26 protein-coding genes and 1 tRNA gene are annotated in these 26,972 nt (G+C 43.9%); 14 read left to right on the forward strand and 13 right to left on the reverse strand.

The window, feature by feature from the left end:
• Positions 1-2 precede the first annotated feature (2 nt).
• From QXV08_RS04455 to QXV08_RS04465, 3 genes are all read right to left on the reverse strand, one after another.
• Entirely contained in the window at positions 3-482 is a 480-nt protein-coding gene (locus QXV08_RS04455) for a hypothetical protein (protein WP_342786422.1), read from the reverse strand.
• Positions 483-582: 100 nt separating this feature from the next.
• The gene (locus QXV08_RS04460; protein ID WP_342786423.1) at positions 583-1,428 is read right to left on the reverse strand and encodes a hypothetical protein; all 846 of its coding nucleotides are present in this window, start codon (positions 1,426-1,428) and stop codon (positions 583-585) included.
• A gap of 188 nt (positions 1,429-1,616) precedes the next feature.
• Positions 1,617-2,117 carry a hydrolase gene (locus tag QXV08_RS04465; RefSeq protein ID WP_342786424.1) on the reverse strand — a complete coding sequence of 167 codons (501 nt, stop codon included), beginning with the start codon at positions 2,115-2,117 and terminating at the stop codon, positions 1,617-1,619.
• Positions 2,118-2,548: 431 nt separating this feature from the next.
• Here QXV08_RS04465 and QXV08_RS04470 point away from each other — a divergent pair, with 431 nt between their 5' ends.
• The 4 genes from QXV08_RS04470 to QXV08_RS04485 all read left to right on the forward strand — a co-directional run bounded on the left by QXV08_RS04470 (position 2,549) and on the right by QXV08_RS04485 (position 8,245).
• Positions 2,549-3,901, forward strand: coding sequence for a RuvB-like helicase (locus QXV08_RS04470; RefSeq protein ID WP_342786425.1), 1,353 nt, complete (start codon positions 2,549-2,551; stop codon positions 3,899-3,901).
• A gap of 25 nt (positions 3,902-3,926) precedes the next feature.
• Positions 3,927-5,069 (forward strand): aminotransferase class V-fold PLP-dependent enzyme, encoded by a 1,143-nt coding sequence (locus QXV08_RS04475; RefSeq protein ID WP_342786426.1) that lies wholly within the window; start codon positions 3,927-3,929, stop codon positions 5,067-5,069.
• 2 nt (positions 5,070-5,071) lie between these two features.
• The gene (locus tag QXV08_RS04480; RefSeq protein ID WP_342786427.1) at positions 5,072-5,959 is read left to right on the forward strand and encodes an RIO1 family regulatory kinase/ATPase; all 888 of its coding nucleotides are present in this window, start codon (positions 5,072-5,074) and stop codon (positions 5,957-5,959) included.
• A gap of 318 nt (positions 5,960-6,277) precedes the next feature.
• On the forward strand, positions 6,278-8,245 hold the full coding sequence (locus QXV08_RS04485; RefSeq protein ID WP_342786428.1) for a DUF460 domain-containing protein: 1,968 nt from the start codon (positions 6,278-6,280) through the stop codon (positions 8,243-8,245).
• Between the two features lies 1 nt (position 8,246).
• On the opposite strand, the gene QXV08_RS04490 is transcribed toward QXV08_RS04485, so the two are convergent.
• The gene (locus QXV08_RS04490; protein ID WP_342786429.1) at positions 8,247-9,491 is read right to left on the reverse strand and encodes a methionine adenosyltransferase; all 1,245 of its coding nucleotides are present in this window, start codon (positions 9,489-9,491) and stop codon (positions 8,247-8,249) included.
• A 177-nt stretch (positions 9,492-9,668) separates the two neighbouring features.
• A complete protein-coding gene (rqcH, locus tag QXV08_RS04495) occupies positions 9,669-11,654 on the reverse strand; it encodes a ribosome rescue protein RqcH (protein WP_342786465.1) in 1,986 nt (661 codons plus the stop codon).
• Between the two features lie 50 nt (positions 11,655-11,704).
• On the opposite strand from rqcH, the gene QXV08_RS04500 reads away from it, so the two are divergent.
• Together QXV08_RS04500 and QXV08_RS04505 are read left to right on the forward strand one after the other, a co-directional pair.
• Positions 11,705-11,989 carry a hypothetical protein gene (locus tag QXV08_RS04500; protein WP_342786430.1) on the forward strand — a complete coding sequence of 95 codons (285 nt, stop codon included), beginning with the start codon at positions 11,705-11,707 and terminating at the stop codon, positions 11,987-11,989.
• A complete protein-coding gene (locus tag QXV08_RS04505) occupies positions 11,986-12,618 on the forward strand; it encodes an RNA methyltransferase (RefSeq protein WP_342786431.1) in 633 nt (210 codons plus the stop codon). Before QXV08_RS04500 ends, QXV08_RS04505 begins: the two co-directional genes overlap by 4 nt.
• A 15-nt stretch (positions 12,619-12,633) precedes the next feature.
• Here QXV08_RS04505 and QXV08_RS04510 read toward each other — a convergent pair.
• Positions 12,634-12,718, reverse strand: a tRNA-Tyr gene (locus tag QXV08_RS04510).
• A gap of 59 nt (positions 12,719-12,777) precedes the next feature.
• Between QXV08_RS04510 and QXV08_RS04515 the strand changes: the two genes are divergently transcribed.
• Positions 12,778-13,413, forward strand: coding sequence for a haloacid dehalogenase (locus QXV08_RS04515; protein WP_342786432.1), 636 nt, complete (start codon positions 12,778-12,780; stop codon positions 13,411-13,413).
• Positions 13,414-13,522: 109 nt separating this feature from the next.
• Entirely contained in the window at positions 13,523-13,978 is a 456-nt protein-coding gene (locus QXV08_RS04520) for an ArsR family transcriptional regulator (RefSeq protein ID WP_342786433.1), read from the forward strand.
• Positions 13,979-13,987: 9 nt separating this feature from the next.
• Here the strand turns inward: QXV08_RS04520 and QXV08_RS04525 are convergent, their stop codons facing one another.
• Positions 13,988-15,307 carry a TIGR04013 family B12-binding domain/radical SAM domain-containing protein gene (locus QXV08_RS04525; protein WP_342786434.1) on the reverse strand — a complete coding sequence of 440 codons (1,320 nt, stop codon included), beginning with the start codon at positions 15,305-15,307 and terminating at the stop codon, positions 13,988-13,990.
• Between the two features lie 114 nt (positions 15,308-15,421).
• On the opposite strand from QXV08_RS04525, the gene QXV08_RS04530 reads away from it, so the two are divergent.
• Complete coding sequence (locus tag QXV08_RS04530) at positions 15,422-15,703, forward strand: ArsR family transcriptional regulator (protein ID WP_342786435.1); 282 nt, start codon at positions 15,422-15,424, stop codon at positions 15,701-15,703.
• On the opposite strand, the gene QXV08_RS04535 is transcribed toward QXV08_RS04530, so the two are convergent.
• Positions 15,693-16,376, reverse strand: coding sequence for an HAD hydrolase-like protein (locus QXV08_RS04535; RefSeq protein WP_342786466.1), 684 nt, complete (start codon positions 16,374-16,376; stop codon positions 15,693-15,695). The genes QXV08_RS04530 and QXV08_RS04535 overlap by 11 nt on opposite strands.
• Before the next feature lie 186 nt (positions 16,377-16,562).
• On the opposite strand from QXV08_RS04535, the gene QXV08_RS04540 reads away from it, so the two are divergent.
• Positions 16,563-17,048, forward strand: coding sequence for a hypothetical protein (locus QXV08_RS04540; RefSeq protein ID WP_342786436.1), 486 nt, complete (start codon positions 16,563-16,565; stop codon positions 17,046-17,048).
• A gap of 18 nt (positions 17,049-17,066) precedes the next feature.
• Complete coding sequence (locus tag QXV08_RS04545) at positions 17,067-17,789, forward strand: TatD family hydrolase (RefSeq protein WP_342786437.1); 723 nt, start codon at positions 17,067-17,069, stop codon at positions 17,787-17,789.
• On the opposite strand, the gene QXV08_RS04550 is transcribed toward QXV08_RS04545, so the two are convergent.
• Positions 17,782-18,054 carry a hypothetical protein gene (locus tag QXV08_RS04550; protein ID WP_342786438.1) on the reverse strand — a complete coding sequence of 91 codons (273 nt, stop codon included), beginning with the start codon at positions 18,052-18,054 and terminating at the stop codon, positions 17,782-17,784. The genes QXV08_RS04545 and QXV08_RS04550 overlap by 8 nt on opposite strands.
• Positions 18,055-18,110: 56 nt before the next feature.
• Complete coding sequence (locus QXV08_RS04555; RefSeq protein WP_342786439.1) at positions 18,111-18,824, reverse strand: transcriptional regulator; 714 nt, start codon at positions 18,822-18,824, stop codon at positions 18,111-18,113.
• Between the two features lie 312 nt (positions 18,825-19,136).
• On the opposite strand from QXV08_RS04555, the gene QXV08_RS04560 reads away from it, so the two are divergent.
• Positions 19,137-19,445: a hypothetical protein gene (locus QXV08_RS04560; protein ID WP_342786440.1), complete on the forward strand. Its 309-nt coding sequence runs from the start codon at positions 19,137-19,139 to the stop codon at positions 19,443-19,445.
• Here the strand turns inward: QXV08_RS04560 and QXV08_RS04565 are convergent.
• The gene (locus QXV08_RS04565) at positions 19,425-20,507 is read right to left on the reverse strand and encodes an L-threonylcarbamoyladenylate synthase (protein ID WP_342786441.1); all 1,083 of its coding nucleotides are present in this window, start codon (positions 20,505-20,507) and stop codon (positions 19,425-19,427) included. The two genes, QXV08_RS04560 and QXV08_RS04565, sit on opposite strands and share 21 nt — an antisense overlap.
• 90 nt (positions 20,508-20,597) lie before the next feature.
• Here QXV08_RS04565 and QXV08_RS04570 point away from each other — a divergent pair, with 90 nt between their 5' ends.
• On the forward strand, positions 20,598-21,386 hold the full coding sequence (locus tag QXV08_RS04570) for a KaiC domain-containing protein (protein ID WP_342786467.1): 789 nt from the start codon (positions 20,598-20,600) through the stop codon (positions 21,384-21,386).
• On the opposite strand, the gene QXV08_RS04575 is transcribed toward QXV08_RS04570, so the two are convergent.
• Together QXV08_RS04575 and QXV08_RS04580 are read right to left on the reverse strand one after the other, a co-directional pair.
• Positions 21,383-23,827: a tRNA(Met) cytidine acetyltransferase TmcA gene (locus tag QXV08_RS04575; RefSeq protein ID WP_342786442.1), complete on the reverse strand. Its 2,445-nt coding sequence runs from the start codon at positions 23,825-23,827 to the stop codon at positions 21,383-21,385. The two genes, QXV08_RS04570 and QXV08_RS04575, sit on opposite strands and share 4 nt — an antisense overlap.
• Before the next feature lie 62 nt (positions 23,828-23,889).
• Positions 23,890-26,130: a CDC48 family AAA ATPase gene (locus tag QXV08_RS04580; RefSeq protein ID WP_342786443.1), complete on the reverse strand. Its 2,241-nt coding sequence runs from the start codon at positions 26,128-26,130 to the stop codon at positions 23,890-23,892.
• 89 nt (positions 26,131-26,219) lie between these two features.
• Between QXV08_RS04580 and QXV08_RS04585 the strand changes: the two genes are divergently transcribed.
• Positions 26,220-26,969, forward strand: coding sequence for a KaiC domain-containing protein (locus QXV08_RS04585; RefSeq protein ID WP_342786444.1), 750 nt, complete (start codon positions 26,220-26,222; stop codon positions 26,967-26,969).
• The last annotated feature ends 3 nt before the right edge of the window (positions 26,970-26,972 follow it).

Consider the following 26,972-nt stretch of genomic DNA (forward strand, 5'->3'; position numbering starts at 1 on the left):
GCCTATAGTTTTCTCTTGGTTTTTACATCTACCTCGACATCGAGGGGCTGTATCTTAGGCTTTAAATCACTGAATAGCTTCTTAATGGTTTCGGCGTCACCGCCCACTATATTTAAATGCGCCTCCAGGAACTCTTTGCCTGCACTAGATATGATCAGCTTCTTATTCACCCCTACTTCCACGAAACCCAGATACTTTAACATCGTTAACTCATTCAAGACATCCCTACTGGTTGGCGACTGAGTTAAAAGGGTAAAGGAGTAGCCTAGATCATATCCATTCTGCTTCATTAAGTATAGGAGGCTCATTAAGGCTTTCTCACTTATTCCATTGCTTAGCGATATTATATAGAGTAGTTTAACCGCCCTAGGATTCTTCTCAAGATCGCTTGGCGTCACCACATGCTTTGTTACTATTTTTATCTCCTTACCTTTCTCAGCACCAGTGGATTGTTGACCAGTATCCTTCTTCTCCTTTGGCATGCCTCAAACCACCATAAACGATTATTGCCTCAAATATGTTTTAACTAGTTAAAAAGCAATATAAAGCTGATTTGTTTCCAAATGACCATTAACTGAGTAGTCAGGCTCCTTGTTTCTCAGGGCTGGCTCTGAACAAGCTTTTTTCAACCTCTTCAATACTATAGCCATTCATTAGCATAACGACGGCCTTATACCTGAATAATTCAGCTATTTTATCAGCGCTATAATGTGACTGAATAGTGTTTAATAGGCTTGACACGGTGCTGGCATCCATGGGTTTAATATAGGATGCTACAAGAGTGTCGACAGCCTTAAGGGATTTAACTACCTGGTCTATGTATCTTATACTCGAGGACTCCCTAATAATGTATATGTGGAGCACTGCCGAAAAAGCAATTATTACCTCTAGGAATAATATGTCAAGCCTTAGCTCGTTGAGGTAGATGGATAGCATAATGTTTAAAACTATATTAGTTACAACACTTAACAAGCCTAGTGTTGAATTGAAATAGAAGATAGGCATACTCAAGATGGAGAAGCCGAGGGATACAATATCCGGGATAACTGGGTCTATCACAATGAATAAGGCAAATGAAACCGTGGTCATTAATAATGGGAGTGAGAGCTGTATCTTCTCCCTGATATAGGATTTTCTAGTGATATTGATGAACTCAGCCAGCTTTTCCTCGATTTTATCCAGGAAAACATATATTTCTAATTCATCAACCCCTTTATCTAACCCGGATTCAAGCTCTTTCACTAGTGATATGAAGCCGGCATACGTGTTAAAGAGATCTCTTGCAACTATCTGCGGGGTTCTAGTGGAGTTGAGCGCTTTAATCATCTCCTCAATCCTTGAAACACGGTATTCAGGTACCTTGAGATCTCTGAGTCTATTTACAAGAATGCTTATCTCCTTTGAAACTGTTTCAAAGACCGGGTTCACTCTGGCTCACTTATACGTGTTTACTATTTGGGATCAAAATAATAATAGGGGATTAAATAGCTTAATCCACCGATCAGCATATAAGTCAACTACGAATGAAGATCCCGCTCTTCAGGACGGAAGGAATCAGGTTAATGCATTATGGCTAATCGGCATTATCATTATAAAGTATGATAGATGCTACTTTTTCATCTTGTAAACACGGTTTTCGCAGCTAGCCCAATGTAATATATTAGTCCAGTAATCAACATTAAAGAACATGTAGTATATATATGTGAGGCAAGCAAGGGATTGTATAAAGGGTTTACCATTAATGGATAAAATGGTTTTATATCACTATATAATGGGGCGTCCAGTAAGACATGTAGTAATGCTCCAAGAGAACCAGCAGCAATGAAGGGCCAGGATCCTAGGGTTTCATGGGCTTCAAGCAGTAGAAGCTTATAAAGTGGCTGCATAAACTCCTCAATAACGTACATTGCATAACCGAAGATCCCCCCTATTAATATAGCTACTAGAAGCGAATGCAAGTACCCGTGTAAAGGGTATTTAAGATTGAAAACCAATACCAGGAATGGTTCAATATCAGGAAGAATGTTTGCGAGAATAAAAGTAGGCGCATGAATGACTCTTCTAAGTGGTAAACCTAGACATAGACCAGGGCCGAGATGGTAAGGTGTGAACGGCATACTAGTTTCAGCCCTGATTTTTATTTTTTATCGGGGAGTATAATAACCATGCCCTAGATCATTATTCTATAAGTGATGATGAGGAAGAAAAGACGAGGCCTTAGGGGCTGGGGTCTATGAAGACTTCAGCGGCGCTGAGCCACCGCTATCCTAGTTCATCTAAGATGATCATGTCTTAGTTCCACTTGGTTATCTGGCCTCCTCCGTCCTGAAGGCTTTCGGTTGTAAAGTAGTATAACGAGCTCTCGTATCCACCGTAGCCGGTGGTATCGAGGAGTCGATTCATTGATAGTATAAGTATATGTAGAGAGATGATACTAAGAAAGCTAGTTAAAAATCCCTCTTGCATAATTAATTATACTATGATAATCCATGCTGCTCCGTAGAGGTTTAACCAGCTTAAGTTAGATGATCAGCCAAGGTGGTATGGGATGAGTGGTATACGTGTTGAAGCACCTGTTCGTAGAAGGATAAGTGCACACAGTCATATCACCGGGTTAGGTTTGGATGAAAAAGGCAGGGCTAAAATAATCGGTGATGGTTTAGTAGGACAGACGGAGGCTAGGGAGGCCGCCGGCATAGTTGTCAAGATGATTAGGGAGGGGAGAATAGCTGGAAGAGGGATACTGTTGGTAGGGCCACCCGGCACAGGTAAGACAGCCATAGCTGTGGCAATAGCCAGGGAGCTTGGTGAGGAAACACCATTTGTCATAATGAGTGGTAGCGAGATATATAGTACAGAAAAGAAAAAGACCGAGGTACTCATGGAGGCCCTAAGGAAGTCGCTTGGAATAAAGCTCAGGGAGATTAGAAAAGTCTATGAAGGCGTTGTAAAGGAGTTGAAGATACGTAGAGCGAGACACCCAATGGTGCCTTATCTAACAGTCCCAGTAGAGGCAAGGGTGGTTCTAGCCACGAAGGATGAAGAGTTAACTTTAACAGTGCCTGAGGAAGTAACCCAGCAGCTCCTCGAGATGGGTATACGTAAAGGCGACGTAATATGGATTGATGCTGAAACAGGTAGAGTCCACAGGGTTGGACGCACCAGGGAGGTAGAGGGTGCTAGAACATATGATGTTGAGACTAAGAGGATTGTCGAAATACCCAAGGGGCCTGTGAGGAAGGAAAAGGAAATAGTAAACGTGTTAACCCTGTATGATCTTGACATGATATACGCTGCACAGAGAAGCGTGATCAGCTTCTTCGGGTTAACCTTTGAAAGAGAGATACCTTCAGAAGTAAGGCGCCAAGTAGATGAAACAGTGAAGAAGTGGATCGATGAGAAAAAAGCTGAATTACTCCCCGGTGTACTCTTCATAGATGACGCACATATGCTAGATATAGAATCATTCAGCTTTCTGACAAGAGCTATGGAGAGCGAGTTCGCCCCGATACTTATCCTGGCAACCAATAGAGGTATTGCAAGGATACGGGGTACGGACATAGAGTCGCCTCATGGCATGCCATTAGACTTACTGGATAGATTACTAATAATACCTACACGGCCTTACACACCTGATGAGATCAGGGAGATCATCAAGATACGTGCCAGCGAGGAAGAGATAGCTTTATCTAATGAGGCTCTAGAGAAACTTGTCGAAATAGGTAGTAAGACAAGTCTAAGATACGCTGTACAACTACTTGAGCCAGCTAGAATAATTGCAGAGGAAAGGGGAGCAAGCAGGATAGAGGTTGAAGACGTGGAGAGAGCTAGGAAGCTCTTTATAGATGTATCCATAAGTACCGAGTATCTAAAACAATATGAGAGACTCTTCATGAAGTAAATGAACTGGGGATGATGAGTAATAGATGTATATTGGTGATATTAATAAGGCTAGAGAATGGTTGGAGAAGGCTTTTTCTAAGACCCCCAACCACTTAGAGGGCTCGATACTTGGTTCAATGACGACTATGCCGCATGAATTAGGTGTTGAGGCTTTTCTCAGATTCATTCATATAAATGGTAATGATCCCATGGTCTTCCCTATTGTTAAAGAAGCTGAAGAGATCATTGTTAAAGGAATCGGAGGGTTATTTGATGTTGAGCACGGTATGTATACCTCGGGTGGCACAGAATCAAATATCATGGCGCTCTATGTTGGTAAAAGAGTGAACAAGGGCAAGGAGAATATAGTGGTTGCGCCATCAAGCATCCATAGATCCATAGATAAGGCATGCCTTCTAATGGGTTGTAAACTGGTAAAGATACCCGTTGATCCATTGAAGCCAGTTGACCCAGCGATCTTGGAGGAGTATATCAGATTATATAAGCCTTTCGCGGTAGTCGTAACAGCTGGCACTACGGAGGCAGGTGTCATCGACCCGGTTAAGGAAGCCGGGGAATTAGCTGAAAAATATGGTGTCTACCTACACGTCGACGCTGCTTATGGCGGCCTCCTAATACCATTCCTATATAGGAGGGGGTATATTGCCGTGGATTTACGGATGTTCCCAGGGGTATCAAGCCTAAGCGTCGACATGCATAAGAATGGGTGTGCGCCAATACCCTCGGGCCTCCTCTTCTTCTCCAACCGTGGTTTCCTTGAGCAGGCATGCTTTGATATGGAGTATATGCCGCTTGGTAAATCCTGCGGGCTCCTTGGCACGAGGCCTGGTGGAGCTGTTGTTGCTTCAGCAGCCGTCTTTATGGCAATGGGTATCAAGGGCTATGAGGAGAACGCGGTTAGAATGATGGAGAACTCGTATTACCTGTATAATGGCTTGAAAAATATCCCTGAGCTAGTAGTATTCAAGCCGATCCTGCCTATAAATGTGTTTAGGTCCCTGAGATACAGCTATATTGAGCTGTTCAAGCTTTTAGCTGAGAAAGGGATATACGTGTACAAGTCGCCATCCCTGCATGCTTTACGAGTGGTCGTAATGCCGCATGTGATCCGGGAACACCTTGATAAGTTTATCAATACACTTAAATTAATCCATGGAAGTGGTTAATCTTGCTCCCCGGTGAAATATATAAGTCGCTCACAGACAGGGACTTCAAGGTTCTCGCAGCCATCGAAAAGGGGATTTCAAGAGGAATGGAATATGTTGCCCTAGAGACCATAGAGAGGATCAGTGGCCTGCATGAAGGAGAGGTAATCCTAGTACTTGGCAAGCTCCATGAGCTTGGGTTAGTTAAGAGGAAGACTATAACAGGCTATAAGGCGTATAGGTTAACATATATAGGCTATGATATGCTGGCTTTCAGGGCCCTGGTCAACAAGAACATACTTGAGGCACTAGGAAATAAAATAGGGGTTGGCAAGGAGAGTGAAATATACATAGGGCTTGCACCAGGCGGTTTAAAGGTAGTGGTCAAGGTACTTAGGATCGGGAGAACCAGCTTCCAACGTACGAGGCTACTAAGATCTTGGAGTAGCAACAGGGTTTCAACCACATGGTATGAGGAGTCGAAGCTGGCTGCTGAGAGAGAGTTCAAAGCATTGAAAACCCTCTCCTCGATAAACGCACTTGTACCGGTTCCCCTGGGCTACAATAGACATGTAATTGTCACAGAGTACATTGAAGGCGTAGAGCTTTATAAACGCCCTGAGCTTAGGAAGCCCGAACAGGTTCTCGAATATATCATTGATACTATTAGTAAAGCATACAGGGAAGCCGGTATTGTACACGGGGATTTAAGCGAGTACAATATAATCGTAACGGTAAGCGATGAGAAGCCCTATGTAATAGACTGGCCTCAATATGTCTACAGGGAGGAACCCCATGCGTTACAATTGTTGAGGAGGGATGTTGAATATGTGGTGAGGTTCTTCAATAAGGTGTATGGGTTGAACATTGATCACATGGCGATCTATAATAGAATAGTGTCAGTTGGTTAATTGACCTCCTCCCCGCCCTAAAGGACGAGGCTTTCAGTTGTAGGGGGATCTACGGGAGTCTTTGGCTATTGTTTTGGTTTTCATACGGGTTTATAAGAGTTGATGTTGTTTCTATTGCTACATAAAAGCTTATGAACTAATGGTAAATAACATAGCGTGAATGCCTGGGTAAGGGACTGAAGGCCCCCTAAGATGCTCGAGATGTGGGGTGCTCTAGGGGTCGCCTTGAACGCCCCCAAGCCGGGTGCAGATCCAAGAAGGAATCCAGGGGAAGAGAGATGAAGGGATGACATTGAATTTATATCAGACCTGAACCCCGTGGGATCGGGTATAAATAGATGTTTTAAGCTAAGTAACTACCTAGGTGATACCATAGTCGTCACAGTAATCGGCGTGGATATACAACCTGGTTCATCGCCGAATAGTAGAAGGCAGCCCCTCTACTCAGCCGTGGTGTTAAGGGATGGAGAGATTATCGCCTCCTTCGAGGACGTTGAGTTATATAGGTTGCTTAGACTAGTATTGGAGTACCATGTTGATATTATAGCCGTTGACAACATATATGAATTAGCCTCTTCTGAGAATGAGTTGAGAAGGATATTTGAGTTGCTCCCTGGAAATGTTAAAGTGGTCCAGGTGACAGGGCCGCCGAATGATGCAAGAGATGTGAATAGTGTGGCAAGGGAGCTAGGGATAGATACGGTGGTTGAGACGCCTTTGAAGACAGCCTATGTAAATGCATTGGCAGCCTATAAGGGTATAGGTTATGAGGTCAGGTTATTTGCCGAGAAAACCAGGATAGTTGTTACAAAGGGGAGAAGTGTAACACAGGGTGGTATGAGCCGGGATAGATTCCTGAGGTGTATAAGGGCCAGTATCGCTCAAGCAACAAAGGAGATAAAGCGTATCCTGGATGAGAGCAAGCTCGACTATGATATGGTGATAAAGAGGAGTAAGGGAGGTCTTGAGAAAAGCGTGTTCATAGTTTATGCTCCAAGGGAAAGCCTGTATGGTTTAATAAAGCCTTTAAAGTACAAGAATGTTAAGATAATTATTAAGCCGTATGCGAGCAGGAAGCCAATAGGGCCAGTGAGTGATCAAGCCAGGAAACCTGTGATAGTCGGCGTGGATCCAGGTATGAGTATAGGTGTCTCAGTTCTTACGCTAGATGGGGAACCAGTACTCATAACCAGTATGAAGAGCCCTGATAGGGATGAAATAGTTAACTTGATAAGCAGGATTGGTAAACCTGTAGTAGTTGCGACGGATGTTTCAAAACCGCCTGAAACGGTTGTGAAGCTTGCATCAATGCTTAACGCGGTGCTTTACGTTCCCGAGCAAGATATAACTATCGATGAGAAAAACAGGATAGCTAGGGAATACTCGGAGAAATACATGGTCAACATACCTGACTCACATACTAGGGATGCCTTGGCAGCTGCTGTGAAGGCGTATAATAATTATAAAGCCACTATTGAAGAAGTGAAATCGAAGCTCGCTAACGTGAAAAAAGTAGATAAGTACCAGCTTATAGCCGAGATAATCAAGGGCAAACCCTTCTCAGAGGTTCTCGAGGAACACTTTAAAAGAAGTATTCCTAAGAGCTCCCCAGTAGTAGAGGAGAAGATGAAACCAACCACTACACCTGTATGCGAGAAGTTAAGTGAGAAAGTGAACACGTTGGAGGCACTAGTCCGGAAACTACTCGATGAAATAGAGAGAAAAGACCTGTATATAAAAGATCTAGAATTAGAGCTGAAACTCACGCGCTCTAGGAAGCCAGGGATAGAGGATTACGAGAGAAAGATAAGTGCTTTACAAAACGAGCTGGAAGCCTTAAGGAGGAAAATAGAGGACAAGGACAATGTTATTAGGGAGCTATATGAGAAGCTGTTGCAACTGGAGGAACATGTAGTTAAGCTGGGTCGCGGAGACCTAGTAATGATACCAAAAGTGAGTACAATGCGTAGGGAGGGGGTGCTAGTTAACCGCGGTGTCTACATGGAGAAAGTATTAGAGGTATCAAGCGAGCTAAAGGACATCTTAACTAGTGGAAGGGGCTTCATTGTTTCACCCGTGGTGGCAGTCGACCCGTTAAAGGAGAGGATCCCGGTGGTGAAACCGGAGATCATATATGACCTAGGAGATTATGTCATAGTTGAAAAAGGAGTCATTGAGAAGGCTAACGAGCTCTGGCGTAAAATAGATGAGTTAATCGAGTTGGAGAGACATGAGAGAATATTGAGGATGATAGAAGAGTATCAGAGGTCTAGGAAAAACAGCTAGCTTAGTACAGTGTTACTTGATCGTTTAGAACCATCTCGGTGACCATCTTTATATTAGCGAGTTCTTCATCTGCTATACCATGGATCTCGCTCATGATATGTGAGGGGATATCGTTCATCGATGGATCACTTGGAATCAATTTCACGCTTGCGACAAGCGGTTGATCTATCGGCTTACCGATCTGGCTCAATAGCTCCACATATACATCAGAGAATATGCCGTTGTATACTTCATAGACTCTCTCAGCTATCCTTCTAGCAACCACATTATATATCTTGCCTACGTGGTTCACAGGGTTCTTCCCAGCGGTTGCCTCAAGGCTTATAGGCCTCATAGGAGGGATTAATCCATTGGCACGGTTGCCTCGCCCGGTTGCGCCATCGTCTCCATGCTCGGCAGAGGTGCCTGTGACTGTTAGGTAAAAGCTATTCTTCTCCGGTATATCAGCTGTGTTTACATGTATTCTAATATTATAATCTGGAGCTATTCTACCAGCCAGGTCTGATACAACGTTTACTATGTCTTCTTTAACCTTTAGATATTCATATTTATCCCTTACCTCGCTGTCGACTATTGCAGCCGCTATTGTTAACACTATATCCTTATTCCTTCTCAGACCCATTACTTTCACGTCTTCGCCTACAGCTGGTACCCTGGATTTAAACTCTGGACTGTTCAATAATCGCTCGCTCTGCAGTACTAGTTTTTCCAGTGTGGAAAGGGGGGCGTAGCCTACACCGATGCTTGTATCGTTTGCAAGGGGTATGGATGATCTCCCAGCATCAAATACTGTTACGAGGTCTGCACTGCCCTTTCTAACCATGTAGTCCACTATTACGTGTCTCTCTGGATCCAAGTATCTCATGTTCCTCTTAATCCAGTCTTTAACGGCCTCCATGATTATTTTACCGAAGGGTACTTTAACTATGCCATCCTCAACTCTTACCTCTGTAGTAGCCCTGCCTGCAACCACTATGTATATAGGCTCTAAGAGCGTGCCACCGCCAAATCTAGGGTTCGACTGTCCTCCGACAAGCAGTGTTTTATCGAGGTTGTGATGTAATATTGTGCCAAACTCTTTTAAATAGTACTTTGAAAGAGCTCTTGAAGCGGCCTCGCTTGCTGAGTCAGCTATATAGTCTGGGTGTCCTACTCCTTTTCTCTCGACTAGTTCAACCTTCATCCTGCTTACACTAGTCATTCTTAAAAGCTCTACTTCTATATTTCTACCTCCTCCCACAATCATCCCCCTTACCGGCTTTAACATGTACTAGGATTAAAAGAAGGTCTAATATAGAATATAAGTTTAACTGATGTAAATCCGGAATAGATGCAGGGAACCCGTGACCACCCTTAGGGTGGGGAGGAGGCCAGTTGTTGAAGACTAGTATTGGTGGAAATAGTGTTCTAGGGGGAGGATTCTTCAATCATTTAATGGGGTGGAGACTAGCATTATATCCGAGGATCCAGGTATCTTTGACTCGATCTCGCTTAGAGGGATCTTATACTTAACACCTCTTTGTCTTAGAATAATTTCCTCCAGGTATCCAGCAATTTCTTTGGATATGTCATGTGGCTTTTTATCACCGGGGGTGATAACCACGTATGCCATAGCCTGGCTTCTAACTAATTCTTGGGGGCCTACCACTATCTTTAAGTACTCGCCGTAGATATCATCAATGTATTCCCTGACTCCTATCCCAAGTCTTAACGGTACTTGGAGATAGTTTTTCGAACCGTAAACCATGAACGCTCCTCTGGGTAGATACTCGCCTGGTGGGGGAGTCTTCGAGACTTGCCGACCCGGTACCCAGTAAACCTCTATGTAGCTGAAACCGGCTTTCCACGCTTTCGAATAGCATGCTGCTAGATAGGAAGCGTCGACCACGTCTTCCAGACTGTGGGCACCCCCGCTTTTTAAAACTACGGCTGAGCCTCCATGTATGTCTGCATGTATGAATACATCGTTTTCACCGAGATACTTACGTACTACCAACTCGTTTTGGGATTGATCCCTGCCACCGATGGCTAGAAAACCATTTCTGGTGAACAACCAGTGGAATCTTTCATACCAAAATGTGGGGGAGGGTTTTCTAATAGTCTTCTCCTCAGTATTCATACTTATCGATATAGTGTTCAATTGATGATGCATTTCCTCGAGTACTTTCTTAGCTGATTCAGTCTTCCTTACTAGTTCACCACGTTTTCTCTCCAGCTCTATTACCTGTCTACTCAGGTCTTCACGTATCGATAGCTCAAGTGTTTTCTCGCTGAGTTTGACCACGATCACTCCTTTATCCTTACGTACCTCGATGACACCATTGCATTCCTCGACTATGTGTTCCCAGCCCTTCTTCTCCCTGGTTTCACGGGCACATTCAAGTATCTCCTCGACTACATGGTAGTTACTGTATATGGTTTGAAGAATGGACTCTATGTTTTCTATCTCATTGTTATACTCGGCTATTATCTCCTCTTGCCGCTTGATTCTCGCCTCGATCTCCCTGAGTTTTTCCGTTATCTCCTCCATTCTCGCCTGGTAATCCAGGTATGCTTCGTATTCGGTGAAGTAGACATCTATAGCTGTGTTGATATCGTCAAGGGGCTTCACGGTTTTATCGTATACCTCGCTGAATAGCCTTGGTTCATAAGAGGTGTATATTTCAAGCTTGTTTTCATCGCCATACACCAGGTATCCCTTACCATTCGATGCCTCATTCACTATTCTCCTGTATTCATCCACAAGCTTCTCGAGATCCTGGTAAGGTATTTCCAAGACACCTTTGTTTTTAACTCCGTATAGTCCAGCACGGTGTATCGCTTCTTCAGCTATATGGCCTGGAATACCCCATGCTGAGATAATAGTTCTCACTAGGTCCCTTCCGCCCTTAACTACATTTAATAAAGCATACTTGTCCGATGGAGGCGGGCTCTTCAACGGGGGTGGACTATATGCTTCAGAGGGCTTTATGCTTCTATCCCTGTACTCCATGAACCTCGATGCATATACTATCTTATTGCTTTGATCCGTTATGATCCATTGTCCCCTTGGGAGTAATTCCACATAGTGTTTCAGGGTTTTATCGTGAATACTTGTCTCAAACAATATTATTCGCTCCCACCATGGCTGTTTAATAGACGTGATCCTGGAGTCCCTTATCCTGCTTCGAAGAAACCTGGTGAAGCCATCAATATCCTTCTCCTCAGGGTGGCTTCGTGAGAGATGCATCCTTACCCCGGGCTCTATTTTAATGATGTATACTCCCTCGCGGCATCTTAGCTTGAGGATCCAGTATGATTTATAATGGTATGCGTTATCTATAAGGCAGCCCGTGACCACGCTACTGTACTTGTTCACCCATGAATGGATATCCAATATATCCATGGCCTTCTTAAGCAAGCCCTTCACCATTATTTAAAATTAGTTTTAACGAGATTATTATCATGTGGTGCAGGCGAATGAACATTGAAGATGCTATATGGCTTATCAGACTTGCCTCAGGGGTTGTATACGGCGTCATCACGTTTATCCTACTGTATTTCATGGGTCCCATGCAAACCAGTGTTATAACCTGGAGTCTTTCACCTATAGTGTACTATATAACCATAATCTTCGTCGCGGTAAGGTATAGGCCTACTAAAAGGATGCACCTGTATCTCAGGGGATTGCTCTCTTTTTACACGGCATGGTTATCAACAGTCTTCATATTATACGATTTGATCCCGGTGAAGCTATCGCCATGATTCCCGGTGGATGTAGTAAGCCGGTTATTATAATAGAGCACTTGGAAGATGGATTGAGTCCATGGATACTCCTCGAATACAGACATCTCTCCGGTTTCTACGGCTCGAACTGTGTGGTGTTCACAAATATCCCTGAGAAATACCATAGAATATTAGGCAGATATGGAATACCGGTTAAGGAAAGCATTATTGAGATCATTAACAATGGTGTCATCAAGCCCGGTGAGGCGATAATACTTGATCCAGTCAGTCCCAGAGAGCTAACCTACGATATCCTCTCTAGAACTAAGTACATAGTAGTTGGAGGTATATTAGGAGATCACCCGCCTAAGAAGAGAACCTGGGAACTTATAAGTAGCAGGCTTAAATCAATCGAATCCTATAACATAGGGGATGGGCAATACAGTATAGATGGGGCAGTCTACTACATATACTACATGTACTTAAATAAGGGGATGGAGGGCTATAAGTACGTGGATGGAGTATCAATCAGGGATGGCGATAGGATAATTCATTTACCGTTCAGATACCCACTGGTAGAGGGCAAGCCGTTTATATCGAGTGATCTAATCTATTACATCCTTAATAGAAGAATACCCGATCACGTCTGGAAAGAGATAAAGGGTTGAAATATATAGGGGAAATCCCGCCGGGGGGATTTGAACCCCCGGCCACCCGGTGTCTATGCCCCCACTACAGCCGGGCGCTCTGCCGCTGAGCTACGGCGGGACTCCCATCGACAATTTAATTATGGCAGGGTCTTATATAGTTTTCAACTAGGGGGAGATATGGAGGACATAGAGAAAATACTCAATGTTATCAGGGATAGCATCAATGAGATCGACGGGATTCTAGGCCGTAAGGATTCTATACGTGAAGAAGTATACAGGCTTATCAGAGAGCTCACAAGGAACTCTAGCGACGTTGTAACACTGGTACACAGGGGGCTCATCGGCGATGCCGAGAAAAGGCTCAGTATCGCTGAAGATATCGTTAAAAAGATAAACGGGTTATTGAAGGAACACCCCGACATATACTATAGTGGCATGGTTTACAATGGGTTAAGCGAATATGTTGAGGCAGTATTGTTCTATGAAGTAATAGTTAAAAACAATGCCTCATCGTGGAGACGCCTAGACGTACCATATGTTCCATATTTACAGGGACTGGGGGACCTCATTGGGGAACTCAGGAGATATATTATTAAATTACTTGACAAAGGACTAATAGAGGAGGCGGTTAAATACTTTAATCTCATGGAGGAGATATACATAAGCCTGAGGAAACTAGATTACCCGGACGCCCTCACACCAGGATTGAGACATAAGGTGGATGTAGCATCCAGGCTTGTTGAAGACACCCGGATGCTTATTCTTAACACGAAAAACGCGTATATCTGTGCGCCTGGAAAACTTGAAGCCTAGTATTCAGGAATGTATCTGTTGATGTCAAATATATTAGATTCTTCACCAGAATATCTAATTAGGTAAGGTGCTTACCATACAAACCACGTGAAACCTGTGGTGAACAACAATGGGTGGCAGAGAGTTCTCGGAAAACGAGATACAGATACTAAAATACCTGGTAAGGCATTCAGGCCATGAGATATATCAAAGCCAGTTAAGCAAGGATTTAAACCTCGACCCGAGGATCATTTCGAAAACCCTCATAAAACTCGAGGAACTCGGTGCCGTGGAAAGAGCCTCTATCACGTATGGCGGCCGTAAGACATTCCTAGTTAAACCAGTGAGAGAGAAACTAGTTAGAATCATGGAGGAGGCGGGTGTAGATCCTTATTCGCTGGAAGAAGTATTCAACGATGTAGCGGATATCCCATGCATTAAGTGTCCATATATATATAAGTGTTATGAGGGAGGATACTACGATCCCGCTTCATGCCAATGGCTCACAGATTATCTGAGGAGAAGCGCTGGAACTCATGGCAGTTTAGTCAGCCCTAGAAGCGGATCCAAGACTCAAGGTATTTGAGAAGGATTGTTAAAACGTTTTCATAGAAGAGCCTTTATATAGGGAAGGCGCTATCACACCTCTTTCATGCAGCTTTATTATTTTTTCAGATAACTCTTTCTGACTAAACCAGGATCCATAAGCCTTCCCAGAACCTATTAACCGGCTTATCTTCACCTCTATATCGCTAGGTATCCTCGCTGGAGGATGAAGCCCCAGCGGCGAACCCGGTAATGGTAGATAGTAATGTACGTGTATCCTGCCGTTATTTCTTATTACTTCATCTATAAGTTCTAGAGTTAGCTCCTGGTCCTCCCGTGTTTCACCTGGTATCCCGAGAATGATGTCAACGCTTGGTATGAAACCATTCTCTGAGATCTCCTTTACGGCATTTAAAACATCTTCAACACTATGTCCCCTCCTTATTAATCTAAGTACCCGGTTACTTCCTGATTGAGCTCCTACAATGATCTCTCGGTTGTTCACGTATTTCCTTAGTACTCTTACTACATCCTTGTTCACGTGTTCCGGTCTTACTTCACTAGGGAAGGAGCCGTAGAATACGCGTCCACCGATACCTCTCAGAGCACTATGTATCGATGAGAGAAGCTCCTCGATTAAACCGGTGTCGGGCTCACGGCTTATTTTCGTAAGCCCGTATGATAGGCTATCCGGCGTTATAAACCTGTAATCCCTTACACCGATCCTAGCCATTTCCTTAACATAGAACACTATTTTTTCAATGCTTCTATGCCTATAGCTCATTCCATGTATATAGCTCACCTGGCAGTAAAGGCATCCATATGGGCATCCCCGCGTTATCTCTAATGGATTAATTATTCTCCTCCAGTATGGGAAGGGATCGTGTTTATCGAGGTCTACGGGTCTCGCCCTACCCGTGGTTATCACCTTGTCTTCCTCACGGAAGACTATCCCCTTGCTTGTAAATGGATCCGTGCCGTTAACCAGGTGACGTAGGAACTCATCGAGGCTTTCCTCGGCTTCACCTATGAAGGCTACTTTGAAGCCGAGGCTGAATAGGGTTCCCAGTGGATCTCCTGTGGCATGAGGACCACCTGCTATCGTAATACAGTTTTTCTCCTCGAGGTATTTGAGGATGCTTTTTAATTCACTAAGGAATGCATCATTCACTAACATGGTTGTTAGAATACTGTATCCTACAACGCATTTCTCATTATTCATTAAAGCTTTGTTGACAGCTGCGTAGAGCTCGCTGGCGTCCTCGGCTAACACTACTCTTACACCAGGTATTTTATCAGCTACAGCGATAAGCGGGTTTAAGCTATACCTCACCGTTTTATCATACCGTAGAATCAGTCTTACACTCATGCTAGGCACTCCTATTCCGGGTACTTATTGGGGAGATATATTTAAAGCGTCTTTAAACCAAAATTATACTCCAGTAATAAATGTTTAGCCTATGGAACTAGTGAGGCGATATCAATGACTAATTTAACCCAGGATGAGATCGAGGAATTAGCTAGGAGAGTAAGATTGAAGATATTGCATGAGGATGAGGAAGTAGTCCTCATGACAGCCCCTAATGAGGAGCAATTGGAATCCATCATAAAGGAGTTGATAAGCTATAAACCAATGAACCTGCGTGAAATACATATAATACTATCAGGTATCGCGAGTGAGGATAAAATCAGAAGAGCGCTTAACTCTCTACTAGACCGTGGTGAAGCCTATATAACTAGTGATGGAAGATACATTAGCACCTAGCCCTTTTATCTATTTCAGGTATCCATTCAATGACCTCGAAGAGGTTTTTAACTACTATTTCAGCCCCCTTCCTCCTTAATAATTCACCTCTATACTCATCCTTATTTACCCCGATGAATGGTATGCCGAGCTTCTTACAGCTGAGTAGATCCGTTGTAAAATCACCAATGCATAACGCGTTGCAGGGGCTTACCCAGTGTTTTCTAAGGATGTATGATATAAGCCATGATTTATCGAAGAGGTATTCTTCGAAGCCGTTAAGCCTCTTAAGGTCGCATACAGTGTATACTTCATCTACGTACTCGCTTAACCCATGCATCCTAAGATCCCTCCATATATACTCACTACTAGTCTCACGACCCGATACCACAGCCACCTTCACGGAGAGACCTTTAAGGAGTCTCAGGAGATCTCCGACGCCATCCATCGGTAGTGAGTGTCTTGAGACATATAGTCTCCTAAATAAAACCCAGAAATCAACCTCACTTACGTCTTCAGGGATACGAGTAGATAGCTTATCCTGGTTTAACAATGTCAGGAATTCTTCAAACGATATAAAGCCGCCTCCATAGTGTTTAAGAGCGTTTGAATAGGCTTCGTAGAAATCAAATACATTATATACCATTGTTAAATCATAGTCCAGTAGCACCAGTCTGATATTCAATAAATACACCCTTCCCCAGTATCTTATACTCAATGTGCTGGCAGCGCTATTCAAAATGAGATCCATAGTCAAAAATAAAAGCTTATTTAAGCTAAGAGACTACACAGGATCAGGTATTCGGGAGACACCTCATCTTTAATACGGTATTCGGCAAATTCATCATCAATACGGAGCTATTGTTGAAAGGGGTTATTAATGGTTAACATAGAGGTATGTGAACCTCTCCCCGACGGTGGATGTGGGCGGATGGAATATATTATCAGAGACAGCGTGATTTACTTCAAGGGAGAACATCCTCTTATATTATTCAAGCATGACCCGGATACAAGAGTGTTCTGTGAGGGATATTTCATGCAGGTGTTTACCTGGGTGAGAGAGAAATACACTATGTGGGGGATTAAACCAGGGGGTAAATGCGTTATTGCTTCAGGTGGTGTTTTAGAGGATCACGGCGACTACTATGTATATCTCCAGGAACCAGGTAAGATACGGAGAGTGAAGCCCGCGGGTCTCAACGAGTTTTTAATACTAGTATTGAAAACCAAGGATTATATCCCTCTAGTGGTAGATGATGCCAGCATAGCCTCGACACTTATCAATGCGGTTCATATATTTAGCGATGAATTAAACAGGGAAAAGATACCGTCGCTACTAGGAAATAATATTCCTAATACTCATTGATTCAGAGGGGTGTAAGTATTGTTAATCGACATGCATATTCACTGTCATGAATTAAGCCCTGATACGATAAAGGAGTACCTTGGGAAATACAGGTTGGTATGCGTCTCAGATGATCCATTGTCGAGTATGAAGACTATGAGACTTGCTGAAGCATACCCTGATATAACGCCCTGTGTTGGTATTCATCCATGGAGCATTAGGGAGTATAGTATCAGTGATTTAAAGAACATATTAGATACAGCGGTGGAAAACGATGTTAAATGCCTGGGGGAGATAGGGCTTGATAAACGTTTCACACCGGAAACCTTTAATAAGCAGTTGGAGTTCTTAAGGGAAGCCGTGGTTTATGCCAGGGAGTATGGTTTAATACTCAATATACATGCAGCTGGTGCTTGGAAGGAAGCGTTCGATGAAGTATATAGAGGAGGCATTGAAAAGGCGTTTTTCCACTGGTACACTGGTCCCCAGGACCTATTAAATAGCATAGTTGAAGCAGGCTACTATGTAGGATTAAACCCTGCGTGGAGGATCCAGGTTAAACATAGGGAGATTATTACACGGGTACCAATGGAAAACATATTAACAGAGAGCGATGCCCCATATGAGTACCATGGGTTGAAACTAATGCCCGATCTAATACCGGACTCGATAGAGTACTTAGCGTCTATAAAAGGTAGTAGTGTTAGAGAGATAGAGGAGAAAATATGGAGGAACTACTTAAAAATCACTAGCTCTAAGTAGAGGCGGATGCTTCATCATTGAATACCACTAATACAAGGTTGCCATTTATATTACGGGTAATTGTAACCGAGAAGTCGAGTGCATTTATACTAGCACTCTTAACATCGCTTAACCCCAGGTTCCTGAATGCAAGTATCTCCACCCTGGCTAGATCCACCGCTCTATTCAGTAATGCCTGAAACTTTTTCTCACTCATTTTAACAGCGTTCGTGGCGTAGTCAAGTACTCTGCCATTCTCATCCATCTTTACAAGTATAAACCCCATTCAACCCCCTATCGGTGAATCAGGGGGTCACCTTTTTTAAAAGAAGGGGCTTATTATTACCTTGTGCTAAGGGTGTTCTGCAGTTCCTCGAGTACTTTATAAAGGTTTTTCACGAACCCATCTATTCTCTCCTTAAGTAATCTATTGCTATCTATGCATGTATTTAACTCCTTACTCTTCGCCTCCATCTCGCTCTGAAGCCTATTAACCTCTTCTTTGAGCACCTGTACCTCATTCTCCCTATGCTTCAATAACTCCGTTAACTCATTGACCCTGACCTCGAGCTCTCTGTTTCTCTCCCTTTGTTTCTCAAGCTCCTCCTTAAGCACCTTGATTTGGTCTTCAATGCCTGCGGCAGGAGCCTTGATGAATGGTATGAGTAGCTTTAACTCTCCTTTCTTGAGCTTCTCGTATGTTTCATGGACTAGCTTACCAGCCTTTGTCTTCATGTTTAAATGGCTCCTTATAGTGGTCTCGCTTCTTCCTAGCTCCTCAGCTATCTGGCTGATGGGTAATCCAGCCTTCATTCTGGCATATGCTCCAGCCGCCACCGCTAGGCTGTCAACCCATGTAGACCTCTCTACAGGATCATGTATTAATTCAAGGATTTCCGGTCTGTAGAGCGTGCCTATTATCAGTGCCATCTCAAGCTGGCTTATCTCGCGTTTGCCAAGCGGCTTCAAAGGTATGTTTGATAAATCGATTAAGACATCTCCGGAACCACTAGTACCTATATTGGTGGCTTCCCCGGTAGGATTGATTTCACTCATTTTCCCACCCTATATTATTACTCTATATATCAGGATTTAAAATCATCCCTACTCCTGTGATCGATGATTATTCTTCAGAGAGAACAAATAATATTCATGATCAGCGATCATTCACCACTTCACGAGACCTCACCTTTCAAGGCGGGGAGCTCGTTTATAAGCTTTTTGCCACATAACAATACCTGGAGTTGATGCACCCGAGAATGTAGCATCAACCTACCTAGCAACCTGAAAAAATTAAAACAGCCATAAAAACATAAATAGTGTTTCAATCCATCTAGCTGGGCGTATTGTTCACGGGGGTAATGCGTTATGAGCACGTATTTCATTAAGGGGATCCCGGTTAAAGTATTAAATAACATGGTTGAGGAGCTTAGGCTGAAAGGCTTATGGACTGAGAGGCATTCCTACAGCCTGAGAATAATGTATAATAATAGATTCGTTGCTTCACTACATCTTTATCCAGGATTCAATGAAGCAGTGCTTAAGCTTATAAGCGGGGATCCCTTCATAAACTCGAGGATAAGGAGTATTGTTAAAGAGGTAATGAGTATCTACCTATCGGGATACGTGGTTAGAGAAGTCGAGGTCGAGAATGTATTAGACATGTATAATGCTTGAAGACGCCTTTCTAAGCCTGTTCATAACTGCTAACCCGATACCTGTTTCAGGGAATCCCTCAACAAATACTATTTTACACCCTATATTATCGACGTCTCTCAGTATTTTGAAGAGGTTTTTAGCTACTTCATATAGGTTTCTCCTAGAGCCAATGATTAATACGGCTTTCACTTTCTCCAGCTTCCTGTAATAACTGCTTGTTTCAATAGATGAAACTATGCATACATCGCTATTAGTGGATACGCTATATATATCCCTAACCGCCTCAATGATTTTATTAACAATTACGCTGTAATCATCTGCTGCAGACTCAACCAGGATCAACTTTGCCTCTGGGGAGTAATGCCTATACTTTATTCCGGGTGCCAGAGCCACCTCCGAGTATTTGAGGCCCCTAGCGAAATCAGGTATAGCTATTTTTCTTCCAAGCACCTTCTCGATCTCCTCCACTGGGTAGGCACCAGGCCTGAGTAAGGTGGGTGGCTCCTCAAGTATATTCACAACCGTTGATTCCACCCCGAAAAACGTCTCTCCAGCATCTATAACCGCATCAATCCTGCCCATGAGATCCCTTATCACGTGCTCAGCCATCACAGGGCTTGGTCTACCTGAGAGATTAGCGCTTGGAGCTGCTATCGGGTAGCCAACCATGTTTATTAACTCAAGAGCTGTTGGATGACCCGGCATTCTTACAGCAATAGTGTCTAATCCCCCCGTAACTATCTTGGGTACCCTGGGGTTTCTCGGCAGTATCAGTGTTAAGGGGCCGGGCCAGAATCTATTTATCAACCTGTATGCGTCTTCAGGTATATTCAATGCGACTTCTTCAAGCATGTCTAGAGTAGATATATGTATGATTAAGGGGTTGTCAGGAGGCCTCATCTTAGCCTTAAATATTTTCTCAACAGCATCCTCGTAATATATGACTGCGCCGAGCCCATACACTGTCTCGGTTGGAAAGGCTACTATACCTTTATTCAACAATATTCTCACGGCTTGGATCAGGATCTCCCTGCTGGGATTAAGTGGATCAGTTCTTAAAATAAGCGTCACAATCCTCACCGGTTTCCTGCTTAACTATTTAACAATGATTATAATCCTGTTTAAACTTATGAATTATTACGATACGTAAGGGTTGATGTCTTCTTGGATATGGAGAGAATACCCTCTGGGATACCAGGGCTAGACGAGCTCATAGAGGGGGGTATACCAAGGGGTTTCATGGTTGCTCTCGTAGGTGAACCAGGTACCGGTAAGACAGCTATGTCGATACAGTTCATATCAAAGGGGCTACTGGAAGGCGATAAGGCAATATATGTTACAACAGAAGAGTCCAGGGAGAGCATTATTACCCAGGCTAAACGGTTTGGAGCTGATTTAAAACCATATATTGATGATGGAAAGCTAGTTGTGATAGATGCGTTAATGGGTGAATACGGGGATCTATGGAGTCTTAAAGAACTAGACATAGATGAATTAATCTCTATCATCATTGAGGCAAAGAAGTACCTTGGCCCAGGCCACGCTAGATTAGCCATAGACTCTATGAGTGCGTTCTGGCTTGAGAAGCCGGTCATGGCTAGGAAATACAGCTACCAGGTTAAACGGGTTTTGAGTAAATGGGGATTCACAATACTTGCTACAAGCCAATACGCGGTAACAACTCAACTAGGCTTCGGCTTCGGCATCGAGCATGTTGCCGATGGAGTAATAAGGCTCCGTAAAAGCATTGTAAAAGGAGTCCTCAAACGCTTCCTAGTTATCGAGAAAATGAGGCAGACCAATCATGATCAACGCGTGTTCGAAGTAGAGATAGTGGATGGCTTAGGAGCCCGAATTACTGGACCCGTGAAGGCCTCAAGATGGGATTTAGCACTCCCACCAGATGTAGTAGCGAGAATTATTGAGAGCGGCTTTGATAAATTAGAGTACGAGGGCTAAATATTGGACTCATGGAATTCATACATATAATCCCGTACACCGGGCACGTATTTATCCGGCTCTAAGCTAGTCAAGTAGTTGAAGTATATACAGGCTATCTCATGCCCCTCCTTCTGAAGCTCTTTAACTGGCACACGGGTTATCTCATGAACTTCGTCCCATGTGAGTGCTTGAAGAGACTTAGTGAGCAATACTATTTCCTGGAGACGGGTCAGCTTAGGCCTTACATCCGGGTGGAGCAACCAATGTATTCTAGCAATCTTAAACATAATATCTGCAGCAGCCTCGAAAGTCATGGGTCCCTGGCAGTACGTCCATAGACGATCTATTGCCACAGGAGTGAACATGTATATTGGTTTATCACGATATACGTATGGCTCGCTGTCAAGAATAAGTAGGGCTATCTCGGGCTCCATCTCCCTGTAGTTAACCGGTATACTATTAAGTATCTTGGATTTAAACTCGCCTGCAGCCTTCTCAACCAGTCTTCTTGCTACCTCACTTATCGGCTGTATCACCAGTATTGTATACTCCCCGCTCACAGGATTTCTATCCGGGCTGATGTGTACAGGGATAAACCCATTTCTAAGCCAGAACCTCAATAATTGCTCGTTTACACCAAATCCAGAGCCAATCCAGTCCAATCCCAGTCGAACAGCCTCTTCTCTTATTCTATTAAGTATCCAGCTTCCAATCCCCCTACCCTGTACAGCTGGATGCGTTGCTATTCTTACTATACGCCACCCCTTGGTCTTAGCGAAGTCTACATATCTCAGGTGCTTAAGAAACCTATCCGGGATAATGTTTCCAGGTATCTTCGACCCTTTAAGTAGTTCGGTGGCTGTTGCCTCATCTATTGGTCCCTCGTAGGCTATCTGAACCGCGCAAACTATTTTACCATTCCTCGTCTTCGCAGCCCTCACAAGGTGGTGGGGTGCATCGGCTATCATTCCGAGATCGTCTGGCTCGTTACGGTAGTGTGCCAGGACGTATATTCCAAATAGCTGCCTCAGCTCATCCTCATTATTAAATAATTCCTCTGGAGCATATTCTACATACATGAGGTTGCCTGACTCTATGTCCTTCAAGTCCTCCTCGCTCAACTCGGCTGGCTCAGCATCGAGGAGAAGTGTTTTAAACTGCCAGTTTTCTATGGGGTCATCGTAATTGTAACGTATTGGCTCAGTCATTTCATACTCGTATAAGATAATATCCTTGCTATTCTTTATCCTCTTAAGGAATCTCACCGAGAACCCTCTACCGGCACCCTCGTAGCCATGTATAGTGCTCGAAAAGATTATCCGTTTATGTGACTCCAGGATCTTGTATAATAATGGAACGTGGATACCAGCAGCTTCATCCACTATGACTATATCACCGTTGATTTTCGGGATGTTTAATGGCTCCCAGTACTCTATGCTGAACCTATCGCTCCTTAACTCTATTACATTCCCATCCCTCTTGATTACATCGTATTTATACCCTAGTTTATCGAGGACCTTCATGGCGAGCATCATTAAGGATTGAATATTGCTTGGCTCCGGTGCTGTAACAAGGACTCGTGGCTTAGGCTTTACTTTTCTAAGTAAGTGTATTAATCCCACAGCGCCTATGCCCACTGCACAACTCTTCCCCCTTCCCCTATCCGCTGTAAGTACAAGTACTTTTTTCTTACCGGGAGGTGGCTTCTCGTAGAATTCCTCGATGATTTTCAACACGTTGACTTGGTCCATGGTTAAGGCGTGCTCGTAAACCCCGCTCGGGAACAACGTGTTTTTCGGTATATCTATTTTTCTCTCGTAAGGCTTATACTCGTTTCTTAGTTCAAGCCTCTTTATAATTCTATTATTGTCAGCATCATAGATACCTATTCCATCGAATTCTAACAGGTGTTTTTTAACCCATTTAATAAACACGTGACGTGGCTCAGGGTATTGGGGAACCGTTAGGTTCATTTTGAATATTGTCTTGAATTCATCCCATTTATCCCACGGTGGTGTCAGTAATACGATAAGGCCGCCTCCCTCAACTATACCGATTAACCTCCCTAGGTCGTTAGGCTTTAAATCACGTGTTAAATCCATAACGAGGATTGAGACCGTTGTACCTAGGTATTTATCGCTTTTCTCGTAGACTGTGAATTGGAAATCTATGCTCTTTAGTTTTCCTACTTGTTTTTCAAACTCATTACGCATTGAGACTGCATCGTCGAACTCGTCGTGGTAGATATATAGCCCTGTGAACTCCTTCTTATCCTTAATCATTCTACGCCATTTCTTAATATAGTAATATATTAGCCTATATGTTAGAGACGCCATTTTAACCGGGTTCGAGCCGGAGATTACAACCATGCCTCTTATACGGTATCTAGCTAGCTTCTCCGAAGCCCTCCCACACTGCGTTAAAAACTTTAAGAATGAAGCCGGGGTAGAACTATTCATCCTCGTCACCGAATATACTGGATGCCTCACCACATGAAAACCGTGTACTACGAGTAAAAAACCTAGCCGTAGGGTAGTGAAACCCTTCTAAAGGAGCCGCTGCCACTAACCCTCTTTAATTCCCTTGCAAGCCTCTCATACATCTCTATATCGCTTTTACTCAGTGAGGGAGGCACCTTTTCCAAAGCCTTAATGAAGTGCTCCATTCCCACCTTAACTACATCCAGAGTCCCAGTGCTCCTATATCTCTCCCTTAGAGCTATTAGTGATGCCTCTCTGCATACAGCCGCTATATCAGCACCCGTGTAACCCTCTGTCTTCCTCGCTAGCTCATCCAGGTTCACGTCTTCGGCTAGGGGTAACTTCCTTGTATGGACTTTGAATATCTGGAGCCTCGCATTATAGTCTGGAGGTGGCACGTATACAAGGCGATCGAACCTACCCGGCCTCAGGAGGGCTGGATCCAGGAGGTCAGGCCTATTTGTTGCAGCGATTGTCACAACCCTTCTCAAAGGCTGGATACCGTCGAGCTCCGTTAATAACTGGTTAACTATTCTATCTATTACACCGCTAGGATCGCTTCCCCTGATACCAGCTATGCTGTCTATCTCATCAAAGAATACAACGGCTGGTGCAACCATTCTAGCCCTTCTAAATATCTGTCTAATAGCCTTCTCAGATTCTCCAACCCATTTACTGAGCACCTCCGGCCCCCTTACAGTTATAAAGTTTGCCCCGCTCTCAGTTGCAACAGCCTTTGCAAGCAAGGTCTTGCCTGTTCCAGGAGGACCAAACAATAATATTCCTTTAGGCGGCTCCAAACCCATCTTCTCGAATACATGTGGATACTTCATCGGCCACTCAATGGCTTCTCTTAATTCCTGTTTAACATCCTCTAACCCACCTATATCATCCCAGTGCACACTTGGTACTTCCACGAATACTTCCCTGATTAATGAGGGCTGCACATTCCTCATTGCTATGAGAAAATCATCCATTGTCACCTTCAGCTTCTCCAGCTTCTCCGCTGGTATCGGTTGCCCCTTTTCTATCTCTATACCCTCCTCCTTCATGAATCTCCTTAAAGCATTCATCGCGGCTTCTTTCACAAGCGCCGCTATATCGGCCCCGGTGTATCCATGAGTCATATCAGCTATCTTATCGAGGTCTACATCCTCGGCTAGAGGCATGTTCCTAGTATGTACAGCCAGGATCTCCCTCCTTGCCCTCTTATCTGGTGGAGGTATCTCGATCTCCCTGTCAAATCTCCCAGGTCTCCTGAGAGCGGGATCTAATGCATCCGGTCGGTTTGTTGCACCGATAACTATTACTTTACCCCTCTCCTTCAAGCCATCCATCAATGTGAGAAGCTGTGCCACCACTCTTTTCTCCACTTCACCGGTTACCTCCTCACGCTTAGGAGCAATGCTATCTATCTCATCAATGAATATGACGGCTGGTGCATTGGCCTGGGCTTCCTCGAATATCTTCCTCAGCCTCTCCTCGGATTCACCGTAGAATTTACTCATTATCTCCGGTCCATTAATAGTTACAAAGTAAGCCCCTATCTCGTTAGCCAACGCCTTAGCCAGCAACGTCTTACCTGTGCCAGGTGGACCATAGAGCAATATCCCCTTAGGCGGCTCTATACCCAGGTGTTCGAAGAGCTCTGGGTATTTTAAAGGTAATTCAACGATCTCCCTTATTTTCTGCTTAACCTCCTCTAGGTCTCCGATATCCTCCCATGTTACTTTCGGAATGCCCTCGCCAAGTACCTCGGGCCTCACCGGCTCAGTCTTAACTTCGATATACGTGTGTTCAGTTATGTATACTATGGTAGAGGGTTGTGTACTTATCACGGCGAACCTGAGTAGCATACCGTATAATGGTACCTCGATTATATCTCCTCTCTTAACCGGGTTCCCCATTATCTGCCTCTTAATATAACTGGATAAATCACCGTACACCGGTAGCTCGCCAATAGGTGCAACAGTCACCTTCACCGCTGGCTCTACAGATATTGGTCTAACAGTAACATAGTCGCCTGGTGAAACACCTAGTTTCTTTCTAACCATTCCATCTATTCGTATCAGTCCTGCACCCTCGTCTTCAGGGTAAGCCTGCCAAACCTTCACTACATCACTACCCTTTGGACCAATGACCTCGATGAAGTCTCCTAGTGAAACACCTAGTTTATCCATGGTTTCCCTATCGATCCGCGCGATTTTTCTACCTACATCTCTTTGCCTTGCCTCACCAACCCTTAGCTTAATGCCTTTTTCACTTCTCTTTTGACTACTCATTTCATATCCCTGATTATAATAATTTTATATCTCAACAACTATTAAAATAAGATATATAGGTGTCGGAGAATTATAGCACGGTGATCATTATGGTGGAGAGAGTTAAAACAGGGATACCTGGCTTAGACGATATCCTTAATGGAGGTATACCAAAGAGAAACATAGTACTGTTAAGCGGGGGGCCGGGTACAGGGAAAACGATACTTGCTTCACAATTCCTCTGGAACGGGTTGCAACTCGGCGAGCCAGGCATATATGTCGCACTCGAGGAGCACCCTGTACAGGTACGCATCAACATGAAGAATTTTGGATGGGATGTCCGCCAATACGAGCAGGAGGGCAAGTTCGCTGTGATAGATGCTTTTACCGGTGGGGTTGGTGAAGCAGCTAAGCGGGAGAAGTATGTTGTGAAGGATACTGATAGTGTCGAGGAGTTGATTGATGTATTGAGGACGGCGATCAGGGAGATTAATGCCCAGAGAGTCGTTGTTGACAGTGTTTCAACACTATACCTGTTAAAGCCCTCAATAGCCAGAAACGTGGTGCTTCAATTAAAGAAGGTATTGTCTGGAATGGGGACCACGAGCCTTCTTGTTTCACAGGTATCAGTGACCGAGAGGGGATTCGGGGGTCCGGGTGTTGAGCACGCGGCTGATGGAATAGTGAGACTAGACCTTGATGAAATAGATGGAGAACTAGTTAGGAGCATAATAGTTTGGAAGATGCGTGGAACAAGTCACAGCATGAAGAGACATTTAATGGAGATAACGGATAAAGGCATAGTCGTATACCCTGATAAAGTATTAAAGACACGTAGATACATTGCAATGCAGGAGTAGAAC

Source organism: Desulfurococcus sp., from assembly GCF_038881575.1.
Taxonomy (GTDB): Archaea; Thermoproteota; Thermoprotei_A; order Sulfolobales; family Desulfurococcaceae; genus Desulfurococcus.